Raw genomic sequence first — 25,700 nt, forward strand, 5'->3', positions numbered from 1 at the left:
ACTGATCGCCATGGAGGACGAGGTCGATCGGCTGGTCGCAGCGTGGCGCCGGGAGCGCCCGGACCTCGACGTGGAGCCGCTGGAAGTACTCAGCCGGGTGAGCAGACTGGCCCGGCATCTGGACCGGGCGCGTCGGCTGGCGTTCTCCGAGCATCAGCTGGAGCCCTGGGAGTTCGACGTGCTGACCGCGCTGCGGCGCGCGGGGGCGCCGTACCAGCTCTCCCCCGGGCAGCTGCTGACGCAGACGCTGGTGACGTCGGGCACGATGACGAACCGGATCGACCGGCTCGCGAAGAAGGGCCTGGTGGAGCGGCTGCCGGACCCGAGCGACCGGCGCGGTGTGCTCGTCCGCCTCACGGACGACGGCAAGGACCGCGCCGACCAGGCGCTGGCCGGGCTGCTCGACCAGGAACGGGCGATCCTGGCCGAGCTCTCGCACGCCCAGCGCGGCGAACTGGCCGCCCTGCTACGCCAGCTGACCGCCCCGTTCGACAACATCCCCGGCTAGATCGACCGGCCCGACGCCCGCCCTGCGGGCCAGCGCGACGGCGGCGAGGGTGGAGTGGACGCCCAGCTTGCCGAGAACGTTCTGCATATGGGTGCGGACGGTGTGCGGGGAGAGGAAGAGGCGCTCGGCGACGGCCTTGCGCCCCAGGCCCGCCACCATGCACCGGAGCACTTCGCGTTCCCTCGGGGTCAGGGACTCCACGAGCCGTTCGCTCTCGGTGCGGTGCTTGCGGGCGGCGGTGAGTTCGCGCAGGACGCCGGTGAGCAGGGCGGGCGGCAGATGGGTCTCCTCGCGCAGCACCCCGCGGATGACGGTGAGCAGCCGCGACAGCGAGCAGTCCTTGGCCACCCACCCCGAGGCCCCGGCCTGGAGGGCGAGGGCGGCGCGGCGCGGGTCGTCCTTCTCGGCGAGGACGACGACCCGGACATGGGGCTGGCCGGAGCGCACGCCCGCGACGAGGGAGATCCCGTCGACGAGCCCGTCCTCGCCCACCTCGTGCACGGGCGCGGCGGGCCGTATGCCGGGCAGCGCACCGCCCGGACCACCTCCCGCTCCCGCTCCGGCGCCGAGATCGGCGTCGACGAGCAGCACGTCGTAGCGGCGTCCCTCGGCGGCCGCGCGCTCCAGGCTGCGCAGCGCCGCGGGGCCGCTGCCGGCCGCGGAGACGTCGACGTCGGGCTCTGCGGCGAGCGCCGCGGCGAGCGACTCGGCGAAGATGCGATGGTCGTCGACGACCAGGACTCGGATGCGAACCACGAAACCCCCTTCCCCAGGCTCCTGTCCGGAGCAGGGGATACCCCAAGGTCCTCAAAGACGGAGAACGACGACCGGCGCGGGTACGACGCCCGGAGGGGATGCGGGTCACCGCACGGCCGCCGCCGTGCAGAGACTGCTACCCCGACTCCGGGCGTCGTACCCGACTGTCTCGCCCCCTGATCGGCACCGGCCCCCACCGGTGCTGTTCATCAGCGTAGGGCTGTGGGCGGACAGCGGAAGGAAAAACGCAGAACTGGTTGGCCAGGGCGTTTATGGTGTGCCGCATGTTTCGTCTTGAGACAGAAGTCGACAGCACGAGGCGCGATCTTCTTCGCTCGCGGCTCCGCGACACCAACACGGCGGCCTCCCCCGTCCTGCGGGCGCTGCGCGGCACCCCCGCCGAACGGGAGACCCCCCTGCACGTGTGGGCCTCGGCCGCGGCCGGCGAACTCGCGGGCGGGCTGGTCGGCCACACCTGGACGACCTGGCTGCACGTCGCCTACCTCTGGGTCGACGAACGCCACCGCGGCACCGGCCTCGGCACCCGCCTCCTCGCCGAGGCGGAACGTGTCGCCGTCGAGGAACGCGGCTGCCGCCACGCCCGCCTGGAGACCTGGGACTTCCAGGCCCCGGACTTCTACCGACGCCTCGGCTACGAGGTGGTGTGCGTGATCGAGGACTATCCGCCGGGCATCACCGAGTACACGCTGACGAAACGGCTGGGGTGAGGCGGGAACCTCCCGCCTCACCCCGTCGTCCTGACGGCCGGTCAGACCAGGCGGCGCGCCCCCGGGGACGGGACCGCCTCGAAGACGCGGGGAGCCGTGTGGCCGGCCGCCGCGAAGGCTTCCCCGATCGCCTTGGTGAGGGTGTCGACCTCGGTGATGTCGGTGAGGACGATCGCCGAGCCGCCGAAGCCGCCGCCGGTCATCCGGGCGCCGAGGGCGCCGTGGGCGACGGCGGTGTCGACGACCAGGTCCAGCTCCGGGCAGGAGACCCGGAAGTCGTCCCGCAGGGAGGCGTGGCCCTCGGTGAGGACCGGGCCGATCGCCCGGGTGTCCCCGGCCTCCAGCAGCGCGACCACGCGTTCGACGCGCGCGTCCTCGGTGACGACGTGGCGGACCAGGCGGCGGACCTCCTCCTCGTCCCCGAGGCGGGCGAGGGCCGCGTCCAGGCCGGCGAACGGGACGTCCCGCAGCGCGTCGACGCCGAGCAGGGCGGCGCCCTTCTCGCAGCCCTCGCGGCGCTTGCCGTACTCGCCGGTGCTGTGGGAGTGCTTGACCTGGGTGTCCACCACCAGCAGCCGCATTCCCTCGGCCGCGAGGTCGAGCGGGATCTGCTTCTGGGAGAGGTCACGGGTGTCGAGGAAGAGGGCGTGGCCCTCCTCGCAGCAGGCCGAGGCCGTCTGGTCCATGATCCCGGTGGGGGCGCCGACGTAGACGTTCTCCGCGCGCTGGCACAGGCGGGCGAGCTGCCAGCGCTGGAGGCCCAGTTCGTAGAGGTCGTTCAGGGCGAGGGCCACGACGACCTCGATCGCCGCCGACGAGGACAGGCCCGCGCCGGTCGGGACCGTCGAGGTCAGATGGATGTCGGCGCCGGTGACCGGGTGGCCGGCCTCGCGCAGCGCCCAGACGACCCCGGCCGGGTACGCCGTCCAGCTCTCGTCGGACTCCGGGACGAGGTCGTCGAGGCGCAGCTCGGCGACGCCGCCCTCGATGTCGGAGGAGTGCAGGCGCAGACGGCCGTCCGCGCGGCGGGAGACCGCGGCGAGCGCCTGGTGCGGCAGCGCGAAGGGCATCACGAAGCCGTCGTTGTAGTCGGTGTGCTCACCGATGAGGTTGACACGGCCGGGCGCGGCCCACACCCCGTCGGGCTCGGCGCCGTACAGCCCGGCGAACGCCTCGCGCACTTCCTGTGCCGCCACTGCTGCCCCCACTACTGCTCCCTTGCGATGTGCTGCGCGAACTCCCAGGCGTCCACGACGATTCCGGCGAGGTCCGCGCGGGACGGGTTCCAGCCCAGCCGTTCGCGGGCGGTGGCCGCGGAGGCGACCAGGACGGCCGGGTCGCCGCCCCGGCGGGGGGCCACGACCTCGGGGATCGGGTGGCCGGTGACCTCGCGGACGGTCTCGATCACCTCGCGGACCGAGAAGCCGTTGCCGTTGCCCAGGTTGCAGATGAGGTGTTCGCCCGGGGTGGCGGCGGCGACGGCGAGGAGGTGGGCCTCGGCCAGGTCGGCGACGTGGATGTAGTCGCGCACGCAGGTGCCGTCGGGCGTCGGGTAGTCGTCGCCGTAGACGGAGATGGCCTCGCGGCGGCCCTGGGCGACCTGGAGGACGAGCGGGATGAGGTGCGACTCGGGGTCGTGGCGCTCGCCGTACGCCCCGTACGCGCCCGCGACGTTGAAGTAGCGCAGGGAGACCGCGCCCAGGCCGTGCGCCGCGGCCTCGCCGGTGATCATGTGGTCGACGGCGAGCTTGGTGGCGCCGTAGGGGTTGGTGGGCCTGGTCGGCGCGGTCTCGACGATCGGGACCTGCTCGGGCTCGCCGTAGGTGGCGGCGGTGGAGGAGAAGACGAGCTTGCGCACGCCCGCCTCGCGCATGGCGGCGAGCAGGGCCATGGTGCCGCCGACGTTGTTGTCCCAGTACTTCTCGGGCTTCACGACGGACTCGCCGACCTGCGAGGACGCGGCGAAGTGCAGCACGGCGTCGAAGGAGGCGTCGAGCCACTTGGCGGCGTCGCGGATGTCGCCCTCGACGAAGGCGGCGCCGGCGGGGACGCCCTCGCGGAAGCCGGTGGAGAGGTTGTCGAGGACGACGACCTCGTGCCCCGCCTCCAGCAGGTGCTGGGCGACGACGCCGCCGACGTAGCCGGCCCCTCCGGTCACCAGGTACTTCATGAACTCGCTACCTCTCGCAGTCGCTCGGCCGCGCGCTCCGGTGGCACGTCGTTGATGAAGACGTTCATGCCGGATTCGGAGCCCGCGAGGAACTTCAGCTTGCCGGACGTCCGGCGGATGGTGAAAAGCTCGAGGTGGAGAGCGAAGTCGTCGCGGTTGACGCCGTCGAACTCCTCCAGCCCACCGAACGGCGCCTGGTGCCAGGCTGCGATGTAGGGCGTGGGCGGTTCACCTTCACCGAAGATACGGTCGAAGCGCCTCAAGAGTTCCAGGTAGACCTGGGGGAACTCTGTGCGGGCCTCCTCGTCGAGCGCGAGCAGGTCGGGCACCCGCCGCCTGGGGTACAGGTGCACCTCGTACGGCCAGTGCGCCGCGTACGGCACGAAGGCGACCCAGTGTTCACTCTCCAGGACGACCCGCTCGCCCTCGAGTTCACGCTCCAGGACGGCGTCGAAGAGGTTCTCCCCGCCGGTGGCCTCCTTGTGCGCGGCGACCGAACGAAGCATCAGGGCGGTGCGGGGGGTGGTGAACGGGTAGGCGTAGATCTGCCCGTGCGGGTGACCCAGTGTCACACCGATCTCGGCACCCCGGTTCTCGAAGCAGAACACCTGGTCGACGGAGGGCAGATGCGACAGCTCGGAGGTCCGGTCCGTCCACGCGTCGAGGACGAGGCGCGCCTGCTCCTCGGTGAGGTCGGCGAAGGACGCGTTGTGGTCGGAGGTGAAGCAGACCACCTCGCACCGCCCGGAGTCGCCGGCCAGCGAGGGGAAACGGTTCTCGAAGACGACGGCGTCGTACGACGAGTCCGGGATCTCGCTGAGCCGCTGGCCCTGGGAGGGGCACAGGGGGCATTCGTCGGCCGGCGGGTGGTAGGTGCGCCCCTGCCGGTGCGAGGCGATCGCGACCGAGTCGCCCAGCAGCGGGTCCCGGCGTACTTCCGAAGTGGTGACCGTGGGGTCCAGCGGACGCCGGTCCACCGCGTCGCGCACCGAGTCGTCCCGCAGGTCGTAGTAGATCAGCTCACGACCGTCGGCCAGCCGGGTCGAGGTCTTCTTCACCGCGACTCTCCATTGCCAAGTAAGTGCCCAGTAAGTGCCAAGCAAGTGCTACGTAAGACTTCAAACAGAACCGAACACATAGAAACATAAACCCGCGCAGGAAGTAACCCCCCACAACCAAACAAAGACCACCAGACAAGGTGAAGCTCCGGATGCAGACCCCCACAGACTCCGTGCAGCTGGCAGCCGAGCTGCGGCTCCCCACGAACGCGCTCGACTACACGATCCTCGGCATCTACTTCGTCGTCGTCCTCGGCATCGGCTTCGCCGCCCGCACGTCGGTGAAGACGACCCTCGACTTCTTCCTCTCCGGGCGCTCGCTGCCCGCCTGGATCACCGGCCTCGCCTTCATCTCGGCCAACCTCGCCGCCACCGAGATCCTCGGGATGGCCGCGAACAGCGCCCAGTACGGCGCCTACACCGTGCACTGGTACTGGATCGGCGCCATCCCGGCGATGGTGTTCCTCGGCCTGGTGATGATGCCGTTCTACTACGGCAGCAAGGTCCGCTCGGTGCCCGAGTTCCTGCTGCTGCGCTTCGACAAGTGGGCCCATCTGCTCAGCTCGGCCCTGTTCGCCTTCGCGGCGATCCTCATCGCGGGCGTCAACCTCTACGCGCTGGCGATCGTCGTCGAGGCCCTGCTGGGCTGGCCGCAGTGGGTGGCCATCGTGGTCGCGGGCTTCTTCGTCCTCGCGTACATCACCCTGGGCGGCCTGTCCTCGGCGATCTACAACGAGGTGCTCCAGTTCTTCGTGATCCTGGCCGCGCTGATCCCGCTGTCGGTGCTCGGCCTGAAGCGGGTGGACGGCTGGGACGGCCTCACCGACCAGCTCACCGCGACCCACGGGGAGAACTTCACCACCGCCTGGGGCGGCACCGGCATCGGCAGCGCGAACCCGCTGGGCGCGAACTGGCTCACGATCGTGCTCGGCCTCGGCTTCGTCCTCTCCTTCGGCTACTGGACGACGAACTTCGCCGAGGTCCAGCGCGCCCTGTCGGCGAAGAACCTCTCCGCGGCCCAGCGGACGCCGCTCATCGCGGCGTACCCCAAGATCTTCATCGTGTTCCTGGTGATGATCCCGGGGCTGGTGGCGGCGGTCCTGGTGCCGGACATCGGCACCGCCGACTCGGACCTCCAGTACAACGACGCGATCCCCTACCTGATGGCCCAGCTGCTGCCCAACGGCGTGCTCGGCATCGCGGTGACCGGTCTGCTGGCGGCGTTCATGGCGGGCATGGCGGCCAACGTGTCCTCCTTCAACACGGTGTTCACCACCGACATCTGGGCGAAGTACGTGGTGCGCGACCGCGAGGACGCGTACTACGTCCGCTTCGGCCGGCTGATCACCGCGATCGGGGTCGCGGCGTCGGTGGGGACGGCCTTCCTGGCCTCCTCCTTCTCCAACATCATGAGCTACCTCCAGACGCTGTTCTCCTTCTTCAACGTCCCCATGTTCGTGGTCTTCATCATGGGGATGTTCTGGAAACGGGCGTCGATGAAGTCGGGCTTCTGGGGCCTGCTCGCCGGCACCACCGCGGCGATGATCAACTACTTCGTCCTCTACAAGCAGGACGTCATCGGCATCCCCACCGACCAGGGCGCGAACTTCGTCTCCGCCATCGCCGGATTCGTCGCGGGAGCGGTCGTCATGGTGGCGGTCTCGCTGTTCACCGCGCCCAAGCCCGACGAGGAGCTCCAGGGCCTGGTCTACGGCACCCGCTCCCCCGGCATGGCCGAACCCCCGGCGGCCGGCGACGACGCCTGGTACCGCAGGCCCGCGCTGCTGGGCTGGGGAGCCGTGGTCCTGGCGGCGGCCTGCTACATCCCGTTCTCGTTCTGAGCCCGTTCGCGCCGCACGCGGGAGACCGCCGCACGCGGGAGACTGGAGAGACCATGTCCGAGCACTTCGAACCCGGGGAACGCCATGAGGCCGCCGAGCGGCTGCGGCGCGCGGGGTACTCCGAGGCCGACGTCCAGCGCGAGGTCACCGAGCTGGAGCAGAAGTCGACGACCGCGGCCCGCATCTTCGACCTGCGCCGCATCATCGGCGGCCTGTTCGTCCTGTACGGCGTCATCCTCACGCTCACCGGCCTGACCGACAGCGACGCCGAGATCGACAAGGCCCAGGGCATCAACATCAACCTCTGGACGGGCCTCGGGATGCTCGCCCTCGGCGTCTTCTTCCTGGTGTGGCTGTGGCTGCGGCCGGCGTCGGCCCCGGCACCGCCGCTGCCGGCGCCGGAGGACGCGCCCTCCGAGTGAGCCGCTAGAGCAGCCCCGCCCCCGCCAGGAACGTGGCCACCCCTTCGGTCTCCTCGGGGGACAGCGGGATCTGGGGCTCGGCCGTCGCCGGGCAGTCGATGACGCCGCGCAGGTGCAGGGCCGTCTTGAACGCGCCCAGGGCCGCCGACCCCCCGCCCATCCGGGCCGGGTCGCCGACGGACACCATGCCGAACAGGGCGCACAGCCGCTCCTGTTCGGCCCGCGCGCCCTCCAGGTCGCCCGACCGGCACCGGCGGACGAGCCGGACGTACCCGTGCGGGTCGACGTTGGCCAGACCGGGCACCGCGCCGTGCGCGCCCAGCGCCAGGGCCGCGTCGACCAGCAGTTCGGAGCCGGTGAGGACACCGAAGCCGGGCAGGTCGCGGGCGCCGGTGACGACCTCGCGGAAGCCGGCCAGATCGCCGCTGGAGTCCTTCAGCCCGGCCAGCACGCCCTCGGCGGCCAGGTCCAGGACGAGCCCGGCGGGCAGCTTGGTGTGCACGGCGACCGGGATGTCGTAGGCGATCACCGGGAGGGCGCCGCGCTCGGCGACCAGCCGGTAGTGGCGGGCGATCTCGGCGGGGTGGGTGCGGGTGTAGAACGGCGCGGTGACGACGACGGCGTCCGCGCCGGCCGCCTCGGCGGCCGCGACGTGGTCCAGCACCCGGGACGTGGTCATGTCGACGGCGCCGGCCAGGACGGGCAGCCGGCCCGCCACGTGCCCGACGACGGTCTCGGTGACCAGCCGGCGCTGCCGGTCGGTGAGGAACGCGACCTCCGAGGTGGAGCCGAGCACGAACAGAGCGTCCACGGCGGCGTCCAGGAGATGGTCGACGAGCCGGCGCAGCGAGGGGACGTCCACCTCACGGTCCGGGGTCAGGGGGGTGCAGACCGGCGGGATCACTCCGGCCGGCGGGGCGGGCAGGGTCATCGCGGCTCCCTGGGCAGGCTCTCGGGTACGAGGTCGTCGGTCGACTCGGTGCTCCTGCACAGGATGCTGACAGCGGTGGCGGTGTCCGGGCGACGACGCGGCCGAGGCCGCGGGCATCGCGCGCACACCGCGTCCGCACAGGTCGGGGAGGAGGCCTGAGGAGGAGGCCGAGGAGGAGGTCGAGGGAGGCGGACAGGGCGGTCGTGCCCGTCGGGAATGCCGGGGAGGGCCACCCGAATGGCGTAGTCGCAGGCCAGGGGCGGCTATGGTGCCGGGTCCGCGCCCGCACGGTCGAGGCCCAGGGGGCCCGCGCGGTCGAGCAGGCCGGTGCGGGCGGCCAGGGCCGCCGCCTCCAGACGGGAGCCGACGCCGAGTTTCATGAGGACGCGCTGGACGTGGGTGCGGGCCGTGGAGGGGGCGATGCCCATGCCGGCGGCGATGAGGCGGGTGTCCTCGCCGTCGGCGACCCGGACCAGGACCTCGACCTCGCGCGGGGTGAGCATCTGCAGGAGCCGCTGTCCCTCGTCGTCCGGCTGGGCGGCGGGGTTGAGGAGTTCGCCGAAGGCACCCTGGAGGAGCTGCGGGGCGACCGCGGCCTCACCCGCCCTCGCCTTCATGATGGCCCGCTCCACGCCCTCGATGCGCTCGTCGTGGCGCACATAGCCGGAGGCGCCCGCGGCGAAGGCGGCGGCGATGCCCCGGGGGCTGGGCACCGGCCCGAGGACCAGGACCGCCACCTGCGGGCGTTCCCGCTTGATGCGCACCACCGGGTCGAAGATGCCCGGCTCGGCGGGGGCCGCCGTCCCGAGCAGGCACACCTCCGGCGCCCGGGTGATCACCAGCTCCGCCGCCCCCGCGGCGGGCGCCGCCGCGGCGAGCACCCGGTGCCCCCGCAGCTTCAGCGCCGAGGCCAGCGCCTCGGCGAGCAGTCGGTGGTCGTCGACCACCATCAGCCGCACTCCCATCGCCAACCCCCCAGTCCCCCCACGGAACACAACAGACGGAACACAACAGAACTGTCACAACAGACAAAAGGTGCCCCCCGGCACCCCGCCCTTCATGCCCCCGGAAGCTACACGCTTGTTCGACGTTGCGCTCCCCCTACCGGCGAGAAGTGCCCCGGATCGCCGAAATTCCTCGCATTCGAGGGTGATGAGCGGTAAGTGCACGGCCCCGCCCCTGAGCAGGGACGGGGCCGTGGGTCCGGGCGGGCCGGATCGGCTCAGCCGGAGGTGCCGAACGCGATCGCCAGGTACCCCTTGTCGCCACCGCTACCGGCGTCGGCGTAGGTGTCCGCCAGGTACAGCCGGCCCTGGGAGTACAGGATCTCCGAGTACTCGGGGGACATGTCGCTCTCCGTCTCCCGTGTGTCCTCCGAGTCGGTGTTCTCCAGCAGCGTGGTCTCCTTGAACGAGCCGCCGTCGATGCTGACGACCTGTCCGCCCTTGTCGTACGGCGGCTCCTTGTACGCGATCACGTTGCCGCCGTCCATCCGCAGCGGGAAGAGCGTGTAGCCGGTGCCGGAGTCGGCACGCTGGCCGGTCTGCTTGCCGGTGGCGAGGTCGAAGGCGACGATCGAGTTGCTGCGGGCGCCGTCGGCGTTGTCGTCGCGCTCCTCGGTCGCGACGTACAGCCGGTCGTTGCCGACGGTGAGGCCCGTGCAGGCCTCGGGCGTGTCGATGCTGTCGCACTCGGCCGCGTATGCGTCGCCCGGCGCCGAGATCCGGGTGCGCAGCTCGCCGGTCCTGTTGTCGATGGAGAAGAAGTCCGAGATGCCGCTGCCGTCACCGGCGCTGTCGCCGACGTCGGCGGCCACGACCAGCGGGTCCGTCGAGACCACGCCGGCGTACTCGATGTCGGTGGCCATCTTGTACTCGGACAGCACCTTCCCGGAGACCGGGTCGATGGTCTGGATGTGCAGCTGCGGCGCGTCGTACGCACCGCACTTGCGCACCGCGACCAGCTTGGCGCCGCCGCCGTAGCCCGCGTCGTAGCAGGTGTCGGAGGTCTTGGGCGACCACAGCACCTTGCCGCTCGTGATGTCGAAGGCGGCGCCGCCGTCGGTGCTGCCCACGGCGACCGTGTGCGCGCTGACGGTGACGTTGTCGAAGTCGATCAGGGCGTCACCGGAGGTGACCGTCTTCGTCCACAGCCGTGTGCCCGCGTTCAGGTCGATCGCCGCGACCTGGGTGCAGCCGGCCGTGGAGTCCTTCGGGGGCATCTTCGGCTGGAAGACGATGGCGGTGCGGCCGTCGTCGTCGGTCTGCCGGCTCGCCGCGCACACCGGGCCCGGCAGCTTCACCGACCACAGCTCGGTGCCCTTGTCGCGGTCGTAACCGACGATCTCGGCGACCCCGCTCTTCACATACGCCTTGTCGGTCAGCCAGGAGCCGTCCACGGCCACGCTGTCGTCCTTGGCGACGGTGGGCATCGGCAGCTGGAAGAGGGCCTTGGCGCCCGGGTCGGAGGGCACCTTCTCGCTGCCCTGGGCGACCCCGCCCTTGTCGTCGCCGCCTCCGGTGCCGCCGGAGGCCGTGGGGCCGTCCTGCCCGCCGCCGCCGGAGGACTTCGCGTACCACACACCGCCGCCGATGATCAGCGCGATCGCCGCGACCGCCGCGACGATGATCACCATCGAGGCGTTCATCCTCCGGCCGCCGGCCGGGGCGGCGGGCGCGTGCGACTGCATCGGCACGGTCATCGGCTGCCCGGGGTGGCCGTAGCCGGGCTGCTGCCCGTACGGGGCCGGGGCGCCGTACGGGGACGGCTGCTGGGGAGCGGCCCCGGGGTACCCGTAGCCCGGCTGGGGCTGCGGAGGCTGGGGCGCGGCGGCCGGGTAGCCGTAACCGGGCTGGGGCTGCGGGGCCTGCGGGGCCCCTGGATAACCGTAGCCCGGCTGGGGCTGGGGCGGAGGGGGCGCGGTGGCCGGATAGCCGTAACCGGGCTGGGGCTGCGGGGGCGTCGGCTGACCGTGGCCGGGCTGCGGCTGCGGCTGCGGCTGCGGAGCCTGGGCCGCCTGGGCCGCCTGGGCGTTCTTCCGGAGCTGGTCCGCGACGGGTGCCTGGTGCGGCAGGGGACCCTCGGGCGACTGGCTGAGCCGCGGGCCCCCGGGCGGGGCGGGCGGCGGTGCCGGCGGCCGGAACGGCGGGGCACCCTCGGGCGCGGGCCCCTGCGGTACTCCGTCCTGCGGTACCGCGTCCTGCGGCTGTTCGGGCGGGCCGAAAGCGCCCTGCTGCGGGGGCTGGTTCGGGGGTGGGGGCGGCGGCTGGGTCATGGTGTGGATTTCCTCGGCGGAGGCGGAACGCTCGGCGAAGCGCTGGGGACGACGGGACGGAAAGGGCGTGGAGGGGATCCGCTCACTTGCCGTAGGCGAGCATCAGCTTCTCCTTCCCGTCGTCCTCGCCGGTCAGCTGGGTGGAGGAGAGGTAGAGACGGCCGTCGGCCCAGGCGCGGTCGCCGTCGTGGAAGCCGTCCTCGAGGTCGACCGTGCCCGCGGGCATCTGCAGCAGCGTCGTCGGGGTGTGCGCGGATCCGGCCGTCGGGATCGACACCACCCGGCCGCCCGCGCCGGAGGACGGCTCGACGTACGCCACGAGCCTGCCGCTCCCGGTCGTCATCGGCGACATCGGCTCGTCGGTGGGCGACTTCACGCGCCACTTCTCCTTGCCCGTGGAGAGGTCGAGCGCGACGATCTCGTTGGCACCGCCGCTCGCGTCGGTGGGCAGGTAGAGCGTGTTCGCGTCGACCGCCGTGCCGAGGCAGCCGGTGAGGTCGCTGTCGAAGAGCGCCCAGCCGCACTGCGGGTCGAAGTCCTCGTCGACACCGACCTGCGAACGGAAGCTGCCGTCCGCCTTGAACGTCGAGATGTTCCAGCTGTTCTTGTCGTCGTTGGTGCTGTAGACGACGAGCGGGTCGAGGGAGTAGACCCGCTCGGCCTCCCAGCCCTTGTCGAGCTTGCGGGTCCACTTCGCCTTGCCGGTCGCCGGGTCCAGCTCCTGGAGCTCGACGTGCTCGTCGGCCTTCAGGGCGGCACAGGACGCCACCATGACCAGCCGGGCCCCGCCCGCGAACGCCTTCGGGAAGCACGAGTCGCCGTACTTCTCGATGTCGTACAGCTTCTTGCCGGTCCGGGCGTCGTACGCCACCCCGGACTGCGAGCGGCCCACGACCAGCGTGTTTCCGGCGAGGGAGAGCCCGATGCCGCTGCCGACGCTGTCGAAGAGCTGCCCGTCCGCGACCTTGGCGGTCCAGCCCTTGGCGCCGGTGGCGAGGTCGATCTGCTGGAGCTGATTGCACTGGGCGCGGTCGCTGACCCCGCTCATGTACGCGACGACGATCTTGTCGTCGGCGGTCCTGTCCTGGGTGACCGAACAGATCTTCTGGGGAAACGTGATCGGGTCCCAGGCCGGCTTGCCGTCGCCGACGCCGTACGCGACGACCTCCTTGTACGCCGCCTTCGCCGCCACCTTCGAGGTGATCCACATGCCGGGTGCGTCGGCGCCGTCGGCGGGCGCGTCCGGTGCCTCCTTGTACCAGAGCACCCTGGCCTCGCCCGCCTTGCGGCCCGCGTTGAGGTCCTGCGGGTCCGTGCCGCCGTCACCGCTGCCGTCCCCGGGGTTGACCGGGCCGTCGCTCGCGCCCTTCTTGTCGTCGCTCGCGCCCGCGACCGGCTTCTTGCCGTCGTCGCCGCCGCCGGTGACCGCGAACACGACCCCGCCGATCACCAGCAGCGCGGCGACGGCGGCGGCCACGACCATCGCGGGGCGCCCCTTGAAGGGGCCCCGCGGGCCGGGGCCGGGCGGCGGGGTGCCGGGGGCACCGGGGAACCGGGGCGCGCCGGGCGGATAGCCGTACCCCGGCTGGGGCGGCTGCGCGTACGGGCCGGCGGGCTGACCGTACGATCCCGGCTGACCGTACGGCCCCTGCGGCTGGGGCGGTCCGTACGGTCCCGGTGCGGCCGGCGGGCCGTAGGGTCCTGCCTGCTGCGGATGGCCGTACCCGGGCGGGCCCTGCGGCCGGGGCGGCATCTGCGGTGCTCCGAAACCGCCCTGCTGCGGCGGCTGATCAGGCGGCTGGGCCATCAGCGTGTTCCCCCTTGTCACTGATTTTTGGCCAGCCCTTTGTATCACCGGCACGGACACCGAAACGGCCCGGATCCACCCCTGTACCCAAGGGAGGACCGGGCCGTGATGCCGTTGTGATGCGCCTTCACGCCCCCTTCACGGGGCCCACGCACGCGTGTCGAAGTGCTACGCGTCCTCGGCGAGTTCCAGCCAGCGCAGCTCCAGGTCCTCCCGCTCCCCCGCCAACCCGCGCAGCTCCGCGTCGAGTTCGGCGACCTTCGCGAAGTCGGTGGCGTTGTCGGCGATCCGGGCGTGCAGCCCGGACTCCCGCTCGGAGATCTTGTCCAACTGGCGTTCGATCCGCTGGAGTTCCTTCTTGGCGGCGCGCTGGTCGGCGGCGCTCTTCTCGGTCGTGGCCGGCTTCGGCGCGGCCGCCGGGGCGGAGGAGGCCGCGGCCTCCTCCAAGCGCGCCCGGCGCTCCAGGTACTCGTCGATGCCGCGCGGCAGCATCCGCAGCGTGGCGTCGCCGAGGAGGGCGAACACCCGGTCGGTGGTGCGCTCGACGAAGAACCGGTCGTGGGAGATGACGATCATCGAGCCGGGCCAGCCGTCGAGGACGTCCTCGAGCTGGGTGAGGGTCTCGATGTCGAGGTCGTTGGTGGGCTCGTCGAGGAAGAGGACGTTGGGCTCGTCCATCAGCAGCCGCAGGAGCTGGAGCCGGCGCCGCTCACCGCCGGACAGGTCGCCGACCGGCGTCCACTGCTTCTCCTTGTTGAAGCCGAACGTCTCGCACAGCTGGCCCGCCGTCATCTCCCGCCCCTTGCCGAGGTCGACGCGCTCGCGCACCCGCTGGACGGCCTCCAGGACCCGCAGGTTCGGGTCGAGCTCACCGACCTCCTGGGAGAGATAGGCGAGCTTCACGGTCTTGCCGACGACGACCCGGCCGCCCGCGGGCTGGGCCTCGCCCTCGGTGCGCCATGCCTCGGCCATGGCGCGCAGCAGGGAGGTCTTGCCGGCGCCGTTGACGCCGACCAGGCCGATGCGGTCGCCGGGGCCGAGGTGCCAGGTGACGTGCTCGAGCAGCACCTTGGGGCCGGCCTGCACGGAGACGTCCTCGAGGTCGAAGACAGTCCTGCCGAGGCGCGACGAGGCGAACTTCATCAGTTCGCTGCTGTCCCGGGGCGGCGGCACGTCCTTGATCAGCTCGTTGGCCGCCTCGACGCGGAAGCGCGGCTTCGACGTGCGCGCGGGGGCGCCGCGTCGCAGCCAGGCCAGTTCCTTGCGGACCAGGTTCTGCCGCTTGACCTCCTCGGTCGCCGCGATCCGCTCCCGCTCCGCGCGCGCGAAGACGTAGTCGGAGTAGCCGCCCTCGTACTCGTGGACGTCACCGCGCTGGACGTCCCACATGCGCGTGCAGACCTGGTCGAGGAACCAGCGGTCGTGGGTGACGCACACCAGCGCCGAGCGGCGGGCCTGGAGATGGCGGGCGAGCCAGGAGATGCCCTCGACGTCGAGGTGGTTCGTCGGCTCGTCGAGGACGATCATGTCCTGTTCGTCGATGAGCAGCTTGGCGAGCGCGATCCGGCGGCGCTCACCACCGGAGAGCGGTCCGATGACGGTGTCGAGCCCCTGCGGGAAGCCGGGCAGGTCGAGGCCGCCGAACAGCCCCGTCAGCACGTCCCGGATCTTGGCGTTGCCCGCCCACTCGTGGTCGGCCAGGTCCCGGATGACCTCGTGCCGCACGGTCGCGGCGGGGTCGAGGGAGTCGTGCTGGGTGAGGACGCCCATGCGCAGCCCGCCGGAGTGGGTGACCCGACCGGAGTCGGCCTCCTCCAGCTTGGCGAGCATCCGGATCAGGGTGGTCTTGCCGTCGCCGTTGCGGCCGACGACCCCGATCCGGTCCCCTTCGGACACGCCGAGCGAGATGCCGTCGAGGAGGGTACGGGTGCCGTACACCTTGCTGACGTTCTCGACATTGACCAGGTTGACGGCCATTTTTCTCCTGCGCATGGGGGTCGGTCAGCCTTCTAGCGTAGGGCCTGCCGGGTGAGGGGCGGAGCGCGAGGGGGTTGTCACTCTTTGTGATGACGTGATCGGAAGGGGTCGCTACCGTGGAGGACGGGCAGCAGGATCCCGTCCATGGGAGGAACCATGACCGCCGAGTCCGCGCAGGACCCCGTCCAGTGGCCGGTGCCGCCGCAGGGCGGCTGGACCGTGGATGACCTGTTCACGCTGCCGGATCTCCCGCCGCACACGGAGTTGATCGACGGGAGCCTGGTTTTCGTGAGTGCGCAGCGCATCTTCCACGCGGATGCGATCGACATGCTGATGAGCGGCCTGAGGCGCACGGCCCCGCCAGAAGTGAAGGTCAAACGTGAGATGACCGTCGTGCTCGACAGCCGCAACGGCCCAGAACCGGATATCTCCGTTGTCCGCGCAGAAGCGGTCAGGAGCCGGGCGCAGACGTACTTCAAAGTCGCCGATGTCCTGCTCGCCATCGAGGTGGTCTCACCGGATTCCGAGGCCCGCGACCGCAACACCAAACCGCAGAAGTACGCGGCGGCGGGCATCCCGCACTTCTGGCTGGTCGAGATGGCGGGCCAGGACGACCGGCCGACCGTCCAGGTCTACGAGCGCGGCGAGGCCACTGGCACGTACGTGCTGACCGGCATCCACCACGACCACGTCAAGCTCAGCGTGCCGTTCGACATCGACATCGACCTGACCGCCATCGACGAACTCTGAGGCGGAACCGCCCCTCAGAGAACCGTCGCCCCCGCCGCAGGCGCCGTCGCCACCCGCACCGTGCGGCAGGTGCCGGAGACGCGCAGGGCCTCGGCCACCGACTCGGCCGATCCCGGGTCACGCACGAGGAAGGCCGTCGTCGGGCCGGACCCGGAGACCAGCGCGGCCAGTGCGCCCGCCCCGCGCCCTGCCGCCAGCGTGTCCGCCAGCTCGGGGAAGAGCGAGAGCGCGGCCGGCTGGAGGTCGTTGGAGACGGTGGCCGCGAGTGCGTCGGGGTCGCCGGCTGCCAGGGCGTCCAGGAGTGCCTCGGAGGCGACCGGCTCGGGGATGTCCCGGCCCTCGGCCAGGCGGTCGAACTCACGGAACACGGCCGGGGTCGACAGCCCCCGCTCGGCCATCGCGAACACCCAGTGGAAGGTGCCGCCCACCTCCAGCGGCGTCAGCTTCTCACCGCGCCCGGTGCCGAGGGCCGCCCCGCCGACCAGGCTGAAGGGGACGTCGCTGCCCAGCTCGGCGCAGATGTCGAGGAGCTCACCGCGGGGCGCGCCGATGCCCCACAGCGTGTCGCAGGCCAGCAGCGCGCCCGCCCCGTCCGCGCTGCCGCCCGCCATGCCGCCGGCCACCGGGATGTCCTTGGCGATGTGCAGATGGACGCGGGGGTCACGGTCGTAGCGCTCGGCGAGGGCGAGTGCCGCGCGGGCGGCGAGGTTCGTACGGTCCAGGGGGACCTGGGCGGCGTCCGGGCCCTCACAGGTGACGCGGAGTGCGTCGGCCGGGGTCACCGTGATCTCGTCGTACAGGCCGACGGCCAGGAACACGTTCGCCAGGTCGTGGAACCCGTCCGCGCGCGCGGCACCCACCGCGAGCTGGACGTTGACCTTGGCCGGCACGCGGACGGTGACGCTCACGCTGCGGTCTCCTGCTTGTTCTCGGCGATCCGGGCGAATTCCTCGACGGTCAGCGACTCGCCGCGCGCCTGCGGGGACACCCCGGCCGCGACCAGCGCCGCCTCGGCCGCCGCCGCCGAACCCGCCCAGCCGGCGAGCGCCGCGCGCAGGGTCTTGCGCCGCTGGGCGAAGGCCGCGTCGACGACGGCGAACACCTCGGCCCTGGACGCCGTGGTCCTGAGCGGCTCGGTGCGGCGGACGAGTGAGACGAGCCCGCTGTCGACGTTCGGGGCCGGCCAGAAGACGTTGCGGCCGATGGCACCGGCCCGCTTGACCTCGGCGTACCAGTTGGCCTTGACGGAGGGGACGCCGTACACCTTCGAGCCGGGCGCGGCGGCGAGGCGGTCGGCGACCTCGGACTGGACCATCACGAGGGTGCGATCGATGCTCGGGAAGGTGGCGAGCATGTGCAGCAGGACGGGCACGGCCACGTTGTAGGGGAGGTTCGCGACCAGCGCGGTCGGGGCCGGGCCGGGCAGTTCGGTGACGTGCATCGCGTCGGAGTGCACCAGCGCGAACCGCTCCGCGCGCTCCGGCATGCGCGCCGTGATCGTCGCGGGGAGGGCGCCGGCCAGGACGTCGTCGATCTCGACGGCGGTGACCCGGTCGGCGGCCTCCAGCAGGGCGAGCGTGAGGGAGCCGAGCCCCGGGCCGACCTCGACGACCACGTCGTCGGGGCGGACCTGCGCGGTGCGGACGATACGGCGGACCGTGTTCGCGTCGATCACGAAGTTCTGGCCGCGCTGCTTGGTGGGACGCACACCGAGGACCGCCGCGAGTTCACGGATGTCGGCGGGGCCGAGGAGGGCGTCGGGGGTGGGGCTGCTCACGGGACAAGGGTACGGGGGCCCGGCGGGCGGTCCGTCACCCGTGCAGCCGTGCCCCGCAGTGCGGCCAGGGACTCGCCCCCCGGCGTACGTACAGCTTCTTCGCGCGCAGGGTCTGTTCCGCCGCCGGTGCGTCCTGGGGGCGCCCGCTGCCGCCGAGGGCGTGCCAGGTGCGGTGGTCGAACTGGTACAGCCCGCCGTAGGTCCCCGACGGGTCGACCGCGTCGGGCCGGCCGCCGGACTCGCAGGCCGCGAGCCCCTGCCAGTTCAGCCCGTCGGTCCCCCGCGCCGACGTCGGCAGCGGCTTCGTCCCGACCTTCACCACCTGGTCCCGCGCGGCGCGCACCACCTCGGTGCCGATCCGCCGCGGCTTCTGCCGCACCCCGTTGACGGTGCGCAGGGCGTAGGTGATCCGCCGCAGCCCGGGCTGTCCGGCCCGCTCGACGACCTGCGTGCCCCGGAAGAGGGCCGGGTCCTCGGTGCGCCGCACGGCGAACGGGATCGGCTCCTCGCGCACCTCCTTGCCGCCGGTGATCCGCAGCACGGTGACCGTCTGCCCGTCGCGCGGGAAGCTGCCGGGCGGGACGGAGGTGGTGTCCTCGCCGCGCAGGGTGATCCCGGCCTGCTCGACGGCCTCGCGCACGGTCGCCGTGTTGGTGCGGATGGTGCGGGCCCGGCCGTCGGCCAGGACCGTCACGGAGCGCTCGGTGCGCACGTCCAGCGCGAGCCCCTCCCGCCCGATGCGCCGGGTGCGCGCCAGGGAGAGGTACGCGCCGTCCGCGCGCACCCCGAACTGTTCGAGCGCCGCCTCCACCGTGCGGGCGGTCGTCCACAGGTCGTGCCGGTGGCCGTCCAGGGTGAGCCGTACGGGCCGCCCGTAGTGCACCTCGATCTCGTCGCCGCTGGTGAGGGCCGTGCCCGGGGCGGGCGCCACGACGTCGTGCGCGCCGACCGGCACGCCCTCGTCCGCCAGCAGTTCGGTGACGTCGTCGGCGAAGGTGTGCAGGGTGCGCGTCCGCCCGTCGACGGTCAGCTCGACCGCCTTGTCCTCGGCGACGAAGGCGGTGGTGCCGCCGGCGAGGAAGGCGACGACGAGGGCCTGCGGGAGCAGCCGGCGCATGGCGGAGTCGGGGCGGTCGGCGGTCCGTGCCCTGCGCCGGCGCGCGGCCCGCCGGCCCGCCTCCGCGGGCACCGGGGCGCCCTGCTGCGGCAGGAACGGTTCCGCCGGCCGGAGCGTGTCCGGGGGCCGGGGCGCCTCGTAGGCGGGCCGGTAGGTGTCGTCGTACGGCGGCCGGCGGGGGGCGTCACCGGCCTGATGGCCCGTGTGCACGCCGTGGGCGACGGTCTCCGCGTTGTGCAGGTCGACGTACGTGTCGCCGCCGCCGTACGGCTCGTGGTACTGCTGCGAGTTGCTCACGCCGACATGCTCCAGGGGTCCTGGGGGTCCAGATCGGGCCCCCAGAACCTAGCGGAGAGGCGGTCACTCTCCAAAGCGGCACAGCTACCCAGCGTGGTGTTCGAGCGCCCCGGCGGGCGTCCCGGTCGGACCTCAGTAACCGAACGCGCGTGCGGTGTTGGCCGCGAGGGCCGTCGCCAGGGTGTCCTCGTCGAGGTCCCGTACGGCGGCCATGGCGCGCACCGTGACGGGGATCAGATAGGGCGCGTTGGGCCGGCCGCGGTAGGGGGCCGGGGTGAGGAAGGGGGCGTCGGTCTCGACCAGGACCAGCTCCAGGGGGGCGACCGCGAGGGCGTCGCGCAGGTGCTGGGCGTTCTTGAAGGTCACGTTGCCGGCGAAGGACAGGTAGTACCCGGCGCGGGCGCAGATCTCCGCCATCTCGGCATCGCCGGAGTAGCAGTGGAAGACGGTCCGCTCGGGGGCGCCCTCCTCCTTCAGGACCCGCAGGACGTCGGCGTGGGCGTCGCGGTCGTGGATGACGAGGGCCTTGCCGTGCCGTTTGGCGATCTCGATGTGGGCGCGGAAGGAACGCTCCTGCGCCTCCTTGCCCCCGGGACCGGTGCGGAAGTAGTCGAGGCCGGTCTCACCGACCGCCTTGACGTGCCCGAGTGCGGCCAGGCGGTCGATCTCGGCGAGCGCCTCGTCGAGCGCCGCCGCGCCCCCCGGCTCGCGGGCGCCCTGCCGGGACCAGCCGTCGGGGTCGCCGTGCACGATGCGGGGCGCCTCGTTGGGATGCAGGGCGACGGCCGCGTGGACGTTCTCGTACGCCGCCGCCGTCTCGGCCGCCCAGCGGGAGCCCTTGATGTCACAGCCGACCTGCACGACCGTCGTGACCCCGACCGACGCGGCCTTCGCGAGGCCCTCCGCCACCGTGCCGGACTGCATGTCGAGGTGGGTGTGGGAGTCGGCGACCGGCACCCGCAGGGGCTCCGGCAGCGGCGGCGCCGCGTTCTTGTCGCTGGAGGAAGGCATGCCCCGATCCTACGGAAGGGGCATGCCCCGCCCCCGCCCGCGCTCCGCCCGCGCGGACCGCCGTGCGCTCAGCTCGCCCTGCGGAAGGGGTGCAGGAGGTCGGACAGATGCCAGTGATGGGGTTCCCCGGTCCGCGCCGGCACCTCGGGCACCTCCACCGGTCCCGCCGGGGACACCGCGCGCTCCCGGCGGGCCGCGCCCTGCACCGACGACACCTGTCCGGCCCGCATGATGCGCACCACGTGCCCGTCGCAGTTCTGGCACGCGGGCCGGCTCAGCGGGGACGGCACGACGCGCCCGTCCGCCACGTACTGCACGAACTCGTGTCCGCCGGCGTCGATGTGGTGCTCTATCGCGTACGACTGCTCCCACCCGTGCCCGCAGCGCATGCAGGCGAAGGAGTACGACTCGTTGACCACGCCGGTCGCCCCGTTGCGAAGGCCGGTCTGCCCTGTGATCTCACTCATGGCCAGCTCCTGTTGTCCGCTGGAGGGACGTGTCACGTCCCGTCATCCAGTGGATGCCTCGCACCGGCCGAAAGGCACCCGATCTGTGCAGTGTTGAAGCCGATTTGGGCGTCCCTTGCCACAAGACCCGGCGCCCTTTGCCCGCACATGGGGCGCACGCTCATCCGACATGCGCCCTGCTCAGAGGGGGTGTGAGCGGCCTCACGGCACTCCTGCGAACGCCTTCACGACACCTTCTCGAACCTCACAGACCCCCGGCGTTCTTCGCCGCCACCACCGCGTCGAACACCTCGCGCTTGGGCAGTCCCGCCTCGGCCGCGACCGCCGCGATGGCCTCCTTGCGGCGCTCTCCGGCCTCCTCGCGCACCCGCACCCGCCGCACCAGCTCCGCCGCGTCGAGCTCCTCGGGGCCGCGCTCGGGCGCACCGGAGACGACGACGGTGATCTCCCCGCGTACGCCCTCCGCCGCCCACGCGGCCAGCTCGTCCAGCGGGCCGCGCCTGACCTCTTCGTACGTCTTGGTCAGCTCACGGCAGACCGCGGCCCGCCGGTCCGCGCCGAACACCTCCGCCATCGCGGCGAGGGTGTCGTCGAGGCGGTGCGGGGCCTCGAAGTAGACGAGGGTGCGCCGCTCCTCGGCGACCTCCCGCAGCCGCGACAGCCGCTCCCCCGCCTTCCTCGGCAGGAACCCCTCGAAGCAGAACCGGTCGACGGGCAGCCCGGACAGGGCGAGCGCGGTGAGCACGGCGGACGGGCCGGGCACGGCGGTGACCCGGATGTCCCGTTCGACGGCCGCGGCGACCAGCCGGTAGCCCGGGTCGGAGACCGACGGCATGCCCGCGTCGGTGACGAGCAGCACGCGCGCGCCGCCCAGCAGGTCCTCGACGAGCTCGGGCGTACGGGCCGACTCGTTGCCCTCGAAGTACGACACGATCCGCCCCTTGGGCGTCACACCGAGGGCCTGGGTCAGCCGGCGCAGCCTGCGGGTGTCCTCGGCGGCGACGACATCGGCACCGGCCAGCTCCTCGGCGAGCCGCGGCGGGGCGTCGGAGACGTCGCCGATGGGGGTGCCGGCGAGGACGAGGGTTCCGGGCGCGAGAGCGGGCGTGTCTGTCACGTTCCCCATCCTCGCAGGCGCCGTGTGCCCGGCGTGACGCCCGGCGTGACGCCCGGCGTGACCGGCCGACTGGACCCATGCACGGGACTCACACAGCCCTGTTCCCTACGATGGCGCGGTGACCAGTACCGCGTCCTCCATGGACTCCACGGGCTCCACGGGCTCCACTGACCACCGGCCCGCAGCGACCGCAGCGACCGCGCACGACGGCCCGCACGACCGGCGGCCGTCGTCGTGGCGGGAGCGGCTGCGCCGCTTCGGGTACGCGGCCGAGCCCGCGGCCGATGTCCGGGCGAGGCTGGTGCCGCCGTACACGCGGCCCAGTCCCCGGCTGTGGCAGACGCTGGGGCTGCCGCCGGTGTGGGCGGACCGGATCACGCGCTGGTCGGGCTGGGGCGGTCCGCTGCTGGTCACACTGGTGGCGGGCGTCATGCGGTTCTGGAACCTGGGCAACCCGAAGAAGGTGATATTCGACGAGACGTACTACGCCAAGGACGCGTGGGCGCTCGTCCACCGCGGGTTCGAGGTCAACTGGGACAAGAACGCCAACGACCTCATCCTCTCCTCAGGCGGCCATGTCGCCGTCCCCACCGACGCGGCGTACGTCGTGCATCCGCCGGTCGGCAAGTACGTCATCGGGCTGGGCGAGCTGATCTTCGGGTTCGATCCGTTCGGCTGGCGCTTCATGACGGCGCTGCTGGGCACGCTGTCCGTGCTGCTGCTGTGCCGGATCGGCCGCCGCATCTTCCGCTCCACCTTCCTCGGCTGTCTCGCGGGCGCGCTGATGGCGGTGGACGGGCTGGCCTTCGTGATGAGCCGCACCTCGCTGCTCGACGGGGTGCTGATGTTCTTCGTGCTGGCGGCGTTCGGGTGTCTGGTGATCGACCGGGACCGGGCTCGCGCGCGGCTCGCCGCGGCCCTGCCGCCGGACGGGGACGGCCGGGTGCGCCCGGACGCGCACATCGCCGAGACCGCGCGCCTCGGGCTGCGCCCCTGGCGCTGGGCGGCGGGTCTGATGTTCGGCCTGGCCATCGGCACCAAGTGGAACGCGCTGTACATCATGGCCGCGTTCCTTCTGATGACCCTGCTCTGGGACGTGGGCTCCCGCCGGGTGGCCGGCGCCCGCCGCCCCTACCGGGCGGTCCTCAGGCACGACACGGGCCTGACCTTCCTCGCGACGATCCCGGTCGCCCTGGTCACCTACCTGGTCTCCTGGACGGGCTGGATCCTCTCCCCGAGCGACGGTTCGGGCGGCTACTACCGCAACTGGGCGGCCACCGACGGCAAGGGCGGCAGCTGGACCTGGCTGTTCCCGGACTGGTGGCGGAGCCTGTGGCACTACGAGCACGAGGTGTACGAGTTCCACACCCACCTCACCTCTCCGCACAACTACCAGTCGAACCCGTGGAGCTGGCTGGTCCTCGGCCGCCCGGTCTCCTACTTCTACGAGTCCCCCTCCCCCGGGACGGACGGCTGCCCCGTCGACGCGGGCGGGAAGTGCGCCCGCGAGGTCCTCGCGATCGGCACCCCGCTGCTGTGGTGGGCCGCCTGCTTCGCGGTCCTCTACGTCCTGTGGCGCTGGCTCTTCCGCCGTGACTGGCGCGCGGGCGCGATCGCCTGCGGCATCGCGGCCGGCTACCTCCCCTGGTTCATGTACCAGGAGCGCACGATCTTCCTCTTCTACGCCGTCGTCTTCCTCCCCTTCCTGTGCCTCGCGGTCGCGATGATGCTCGGCGCGATCATCGGCCCCCCGGGCTCCACGGACACCCGCCGCGTGGCCGGCGCCACCGGCGCGGGCGTCCTGGTCCTCCTGATCGCCTGGAACTTCATCTACTTCTGGCCGCTGTTCACGGGGACGTCGATCCCGATCGACCAGTGGCGGTCGCGGATGTGGATCGATACGTGGGTGTAGCCGGCGTTCACGTATGCGGTTGAGCACCCTCGGCTAACGATTGCGGAAACTCCCGTCGCCCGCCCCTTCCTTTCTGCTTACTGTGAGCCTGAGCAGAGATTTCTGAACGTGTTCAGAAATGCCGTGAGGGTGTCGACGGGGAGGATTCGCACATGCGCAAGGGGGCGAAGGCGGCGATAGTCGGCTCGGTGTTCGTCGTGATGGTGGGCGGGGCCGGGTACGGGGCCTTCAACATCGTGAACGCGGTGAGCGGGGGCGGCGCGGGCGGCGGTGGGCCCGCGCCCGTGAAGACCGGGCCGCCGAGCAGCGGCGAGGTGAAGGACACCAGCACGAAGTTCTTCGCCGCGTGGGAGAAGGGCGAGGCGGCGAGCGCGGCCGCGCTCACCAACAACGCGGAGAAGGCGGAGCCGCTGCTGACCGCGTACGGCGGGACCGCCCACATCGGCGGCGTGAAGATCACCCCGGGCGCCGCCACCGGGGACACCGTGCCGTTCAGCGTCAGGGCGACCGTGTCGTACGAGGGGAAGTCCAAGCCGCTGGACTACAGGAGCGAGCTGACCGTGGTGCGCGGGCTGACCACCGGGAAGGCGCTCGTGGACTGGCAGCCGTCGGTCGTCCACCCCGGGCTGAAGGACATGGACGACACCCTGGTCACCGGCGACGCGTCCGCCCCGCCGATCGAGGCCGTCGACCGCGGCGGCAAGGTGCTCACCAAGGAGAAGTACCCCTCGCTCGGCCCGATCCTCGACGAGCTGCGCGCCAAGTACGGCGACAAGGCGGGCGGCACCCCGGGCATCGAGCTGGCGATCCGGCACGCCGCCCCGGACACCGCCGACACCCCGCTGCTGACCCTCGCGCAGGGCAAGGCGGGCAAGCTGCCCACCACACTCAGCGCGAGCGTGCAGGCGGCGGCCGAGAAGGCGGTCACGAAGTACTCCCAGTCCTCGGTGGTGGCCGTCAAGCCGAGCACCGGCGAGGTGCTGGCGGTCGCCAACAACCGCACCGACGGCTGGAACGCCGCGTTCCTCGGCCAGGTCGCCCCCGGCTCCACGTGGAAGATCGTCAGTGCCGCCACCCTCATCGACAACGGGATCACCACGGCGAACGGGCCCGCGCCCTGTCCCGCCGACGCCGTGTGGCAGAGCCAGACCTTCCACAACATCAAGAACATGCCCCCCGACGAGAACGCCACCCTCTCCGAGAGCTTCGCCCGCTCCTGCAACACGGCCTTCGTGAAGTTCGCCGACGAGGTGAAGGTCGACTCCCTCACCAACGAGGCCGAGGACCGCTTCGGGATCGGCCTCGACTGGAAGACCGGCATCCCGTCCTTCGACGGCTCGGTCCCCGCCTCCGGCGGCCCGGACACCGCGGCCAACCTGATCGGACAGGGCCAGGTCCAGGTGAACCCGCTGAACCTGGCCTCGGTGACGGCGACCGCGATGACGGGCGCCTTCCGGCAGCCGGTGATCGTGCCGCAGAGCCTGGACGACCGTGAACTGGCACGCGCGCGTGGGCTGTCGGCGAGCACCGTGGAGCAACTGCGCGCCATGATGAACCGCACCGCGACCAGCGGCACCGCCGCCGAGGTGATGTCCGGCCTCGGCGGCCGCATCGGCGCGAAGACCGGCTCCGCCGAGGTCGACGGCCAGGCCAAGTCGGACAGCTGGTTCACCGGCTACCGCGACGACGTGGCCGCCGCGGCTCTGGTCCAGGACGGCGGCCACGGCGTGGACGCGTCCGGCCCGCTCGTCGCGCAGGTCCTGCGCGCCGGGTGACGTCA

At 72.2% G+C, this 25,700-nt stretch carries 22 protein-coding genes; 7 read left to right on the forward strand and 15 right to left on the reverse strand.

What is annotated here, in order from left to right:
- Nucleotides 1–10 precede the first annotated feature (10 nt).
- The gene (gene tamR / locus AQJ64_RS31075; RefSeq protein ID WP_055636625.1) at nucleotides 11–508 is read left to right on the forward strand and encodes a MarR family transcriptional regulator TamR; all 498 of its coding nucleotides are present in this window, start codon (nucleotides 11–13) and stop codon (nucleotides 506–508) included.
- Here the strand turns inward: tamR and AQJ64_RS31080 are convergent.
- The gene (locus AQJ64_RS31080; protein ID WP_055636624.1) at nucleotides 467–1,264 is read right to left on the reverse strand and encodes a response regulator transcription factor; all 798 of its coding nucleotides are present in this window, start codon (nucleotides 1,262–1,264) and stop codon (nucleotides 467–469) included. The genes tamR and AQJ64_RS31080 overlap by 42 nt on opposite strands.
- 272 nt (nucleotides 1,265–1,536) lie before the next feature.
- On the opposite strand from AQJ64_RS31080, the gene AQJ64_RS31085 reads away from it, so the two are divergent.
- Entirely contained in the window at nucleotides 1,537–1,992 is a 456-nt protein-coding gene (locus AQJ64_RS31085) for a GNAT family N-acetyltransferase (protein WP_206189814.1), read from the forward strand.
- Between the two features lie 41 nt (nucleotides 1,993–2,033).
- Here the strand turns inward: AQJ64_RS31085 and galK are convergent, their stop codons facing one another.
- From galK to galT, 3 genes are read right to left on the reverse strand one after another with little or no spacing between them, the layout of a single operon-like run.
- On the reverse strand, nucleotides 2,034–3,200 hold the full coding sequence (gene galK / locus AQJ64_RS31090; RefSeq protein WP_055636623.1) for a galactokinase: 1,167 nt from the start codon (nucleotides 3,198–3,200) through the stop codon (nucleotides 2,034–2,036).
- The gene (galE, locus tag AQJ64_RS31095; RefSeq protein WP_055636622.1) at nucleotides 3,200–4,162 is read right to left on the reverse strand and encodes a UDP-glucose 4-epimerase GalE; all 963 of its coding nucleotides are present in this window, start codon (nucleotides 4,160–4,162) and stop codon (nucleotides 3,200–3,202) included. The genes galK and galE overlap by 1 nt, the downstream gene beginning before the upstream one ends.
- The gene (gene galT / locus AQJ64_RS31100) at nucleotides 4,159–5,220 is read right to left on the reverse strand and encodes a galactose-1-phosphate uridylyltransferase (protein ID WP_055636621.1); all 1,062 of its coding nucleotides are present in this window, start codon (nucleotides 5,218–5,220) and stop codon (nucleotides 4,159–4,161) included. Before galT ends, galE begins: the two co-directional genes overlap by 4 nt.
- A 152-nt stretch (nucleotides 5,221–5,372) precedes the next feature.
- On the opposite strand from galT, the gene AQJ64_RS31105 reads away from it, so the two are divergent.
- Nucleotides 5,373–7,061 carry a sodium:solute symporter family protein gene (locus AQJ64_RS31105; protein ID WP_055636620.1) on the forward strand — a complete coding sequence of 563 codons (1,689 nt, stop codon included), beginning with the start codon at nucleotides 5,373–5,375 and terminating at the stop codon, nucleotides 7,059–7,061.
- 53 nt (nucleotides 7,062–7,114) lie between these two features.
- Nucleotides 7,115–7,483: a hypothetical protein gene (locus tag AQJ64_RS31110; protein WP_055636619.1), complete on the forward strand. Its 369-nt coding sequence runs from the start codon at nucleotides 7,115–7,117 to the stop codon at nucleotides 7,481–7,483.
- A gap of 4 nt (nucleotides 7,484–7,487) precedes the next feature.
- On the opposite strand, the gene AQJ64_RS31115 is transcribed toward AQJ64_RS31110, so the two are convergent.
- From AQJ64_RS31115 to AQJ64_RS31135, 5 genes are all read right to left on the reverse strand, one after another.
- A complete protein-coding gene (locus tag AQJ64_RS31115) occupies nucleotides 7,488–8,414 on the reverse strand; it encodes a dihydrodipicolinate synthase family protein (protein WP_055636618.1) in 927 nt (308 codons plus the stop codon).
- Nucleotides 8,415–8,677: 263 nt separating this feature from the next.
- Nucleotides 8,678–9,379 carry a helix-turn-helix transcriptional regulator gene (locus AQJ64_RS31120; protein WP_055636617.1) on the reverse strand — a complete coding sequence of 234 codons (702 nt, stop codon included), beginning with the start codon at nucleotides 9,377–9,379 and terminating at the stop codon, nucleotides 8,678–8,680.
- Between the two features lie 257 nt (nucleotides 9,380–9,636).
- The gene (locus AQJ64_RS31125; RefSeq protein ID WP_059203198.1) at nucleotides 9,637–11,688 is read right to left on the reverse strand and encodes an outer membrane protein assembly factor BamB family protein; all 2,052 of its coding nucleotides are present in this window, start codon (nucleotides 11,686–11,688) and stop codon (nucleotides 9,637–9,639) included.
- 82 nt (nucleotides 11,689–11,770) lie between these two features.
- Nucleotides 11,771–13,495, reverse strand: a complete 1,725-nt coding sequence (locus AQJ64_RS31130; RefSeq protein ID WP_059203199.1) for an outer membrane protein assembly factor BamB family protein — start codon at nucleotides 13,493–13,495, stop codon at nucleotides 11,771–11,773.
- Between the two features lie 168 nt (nucleotides 13,496–13,663).
- Nucleotides 13,664–15,472: an ABC-F family ATP-binding cassette domain-containing protein gene (locus AQJ64_RS31135; RefSeq protein ID WP_059203200.1), complete on the reverse strand. Its 1,809-nt coding sequence runs from the start codon at nucleotides 15,470–15,472 to the stop codon at nucleotides 13,664–13,666.
- Between the two features lie 156 nt (nucleotides 15,473–15,628).
- Here AQJ64_RS31135 and AQJ64_RS31140 point away from each other — a divergent pair, with 156 nt between their 5' ends.
- Complete coding sequence (locus AQJ64_RS31140; protein ID WP_055638143.1) at nucleotides 15,629–16,222, forward strand: Uma2 family endonuclease; 594 nt, start codon at nucleotides 15,629–15,631, stop codon at nucleotides 16,220–16,222.
- A gap of 14 nt (nucleotides 16,223–16,236) precedes the next feature.
- Here the strand turns inward: AQJ64_RS31140 and AQJ64_RS31145 are convergent, their stop codons facing one another.
- From AQJ64_RS31145 to rsmI, 6 genes are all read right to left on the reverse strand, one after another.
- On the reverse strand, nucleotides 16,237–17,130 hold the full coding sequence (locus AQJ64_RS31145) for a 4-(cytidine 5'-diphospho)-2-C-methyl-D-erythritol kinase (protein WP_055638144.1): 894 nt from the start codon (nucleotides 17,128–17,130) through the stop codon (nucleotides 16,237–16,239).
- Nucleotides 17,127–17,999: a 16S rRNA (adenine(1518)-N(6)/adenine(1519)-N(6))-dimethyltransferase RsmA gene (gene rsmA, locus AQJ64_RS31150; RefSeq protein WP_055638145.1), complete on the reverse strand. Its 873-nt coding sequence runs from the start codon at nucleotides 17,997–17,999 to the stop codon at nucleotides 17,127–17,129. The genes AQJ64_RS31145 and rsmA overlap by 4 nt, the downstream gene beginning before the upstream one ends.
- 34 nt (nucleotides 18,000–18,033) lie before the next feature.
- A complete protein-coding gene (locus AQJ64_RS31155; protein ID WP_059203201.1) occupies nucleotides 18,034–19,413 on the reverse strand; it encodes a resuscitation-promoting factor in 1,380 nt (459 codons plus the stop codon).
- 132 nt (nucleotides 19,414–19,545) lie between these two features.
- Nucleotides 19,546–20,424, reverse strand: a complete 879-nt coding sequence (locus AQJ64_RS31160) for a TatD family hydrolase (protein ID WP_055633205.1) — start codon at nucleotides 20,422–20,424, stop codon at nucleotides 19,546–19,548.
- A 68-nt stretch (nucleotides 20,425–20,492) separates the two neighbouring features.
- On the reverse strand, nucleotides 20,493–20,891 hold the full coding sequence (locus AQJ64_RS31165) for a hypothetical protein (RefSeq protein WP_055633206.1): 399 nt from the start codon (nucleotides 20,889–20,891) through the stop codon (nucleotides 20,493–20,495).
- Nucleotides 20,892–21,135: 244 nt separating this feature from the next.
- The gene (gene rsmI, locus AQJ64_RS31170) at nucleotides 21,136–22,008 is read right to left on the reverse strand and encodes a 16S rRNA (cytidine(1402)-2'-O)-methyltransferase (protein ID WP_240512567.1); all 873 of its coding nucleotides are present in this window, start codon (nucleotides 22,006–22,008) and stop codon (nucleotides 21,136–21,138) included.
- Nucleotides 22,009–22,126: 118 nt separating this feature from the next.
- Between rsmI and AQJ64_RS31175 the strand changes: the two genes are divergently transcribed.
- Nucleotides 22,127–23,920: a dolichyl-phosphate-mannose--protein mannosyltransferase gene (locus tag AQJ64_RS31175; RefSeq protein WP_055633208.1), complete on the forward strand. Its 1,794-nt coding sequence runs from the start codon at nucleotides 22,127–22,129 to the stop codon at nucleotides 23,918–23,920.
- Between the two features lie 152 nt (nucleotides 23,921–24,072).
- Nucleotides 24,073–25,695: a penicillin-binding transpeptidase domain-containing protein gene (locus AQJ64_RS31180; protein ID WP_055633209.1), complete on the forward strand. Its 1,623-nt coding sequence runs from the start codon at nucleotides 24,073–24,075 to the stop codon at nucleotides 25,693–25,695.
- Nucleotides 25,696–25,700: the final 5 nt, after the last annotated feature.

Origin of the sequence: Streptomyces griseoruber, assembly GCF_001514205.1 — a bacterium.
GTDB lineage: Bacteria > Actinomycetota > Actinomycetes > Streptomycetales > Streptomycetaceae > Streptomyces > Streptomyces griseoruber.

Coding starts and splice junctions, on each gene's coding strand:
- tamR (WP_055636625.1), top strand. CDS start 11: ATGGAGGACGAGGTCGATCGGCTGGTCGCAGCGTGGCGCCGGGAGCGC.
- AQJ64_RS31085 (WP_206189814.1), top strand. CDS start 1,537: ATGGTGTGCCGCATGTTTCGTCTTGAGACAGAAGTCGACAGCACGAGG.
- galE (WP_055636622.1), bottom strand. CDS start 4,162: ATGAAGTACCTGGTGACCGGAGGGGCCGGCTACGTCGGCGGCGTCGTC.
- AQJ64_RS31105 (WP_055636620.1), top strand. CDS start 5,373: ATGCAGACCCCCACAGACTCCGTGCAGCTGGCAGCCGAGCTGCGGCTC.
- AQJ64_RS31110 (WP_055636619.1), top strand. CDS start 7,115: ATGTCCGAGCACTTCGAACCCGGGGAACGCCATGAGGCCGCCGAGCGG.
- AQJ64_RS31115 (WP_055636618.1), bottom strand. CDS start 8,414: ATGACCCTGCCCGCCCCGCCGGCCGGAGTGATCCCGCCGGTCTGCACC.
- AQJ64_RS31120 (WP_055636617.1), bottom strand. CDS start 9,379: ATGGGAGTGCGGCTGATGGTGGTCGACGACCACCGACTGCTCGCCGAG.
- AQJ64_RS31125 (WP_059203198.1), bottom strand. CDS start 11,688: ATGACCCAGCCGCCGCCCCCACCCCCGAACCAGCCCCCGCAGCAGGGC.
- AQJ64_RS31130 (WP_059203199.1), bottom strand. CDS start 13,495: ATGGCCCAGCCGCCTGATCAGCCGCCGCAGCAGGGCGGTTTCGGAGCA.
- AQJ64_RS31135 (WP_059203200.1), bottom strand. CDS start 15,472: ATGGCCGTCAACCTGGTCAATGTCGAGAACGTCAGCAAGGTGTACGGC.
- AQJ64_RS31140 (WP_055638143.1), top strand. CDS start 15,629: ATGACCGCCGAGTCCGCGCAGGACCCCGTCCAGTGGCCGGTGCCGCCG.
- AQJ64_RS31160 (WP_055633205.1), bottom strand. CDS start 20,424: ATGCCTTCCTCCAGCGACAAGAACGCGGCGCCGCCGCTGCCGGAGCCC.
- AQJ64_RS31165 (WP_055633206.1), bottom strand. CDS start 20,891: ATGAGTGAGATCACAGGGCAGACCGGCCTTCGCAACGGGGCGACCGGC.
- AQJ64_RS31180 (WP_055633209.1), top strand. CDS start 24,073: ATGCGCAAGGGGGCGAAGGCGGCGATAGTCGGCTCGGTGTTCGTCGTG.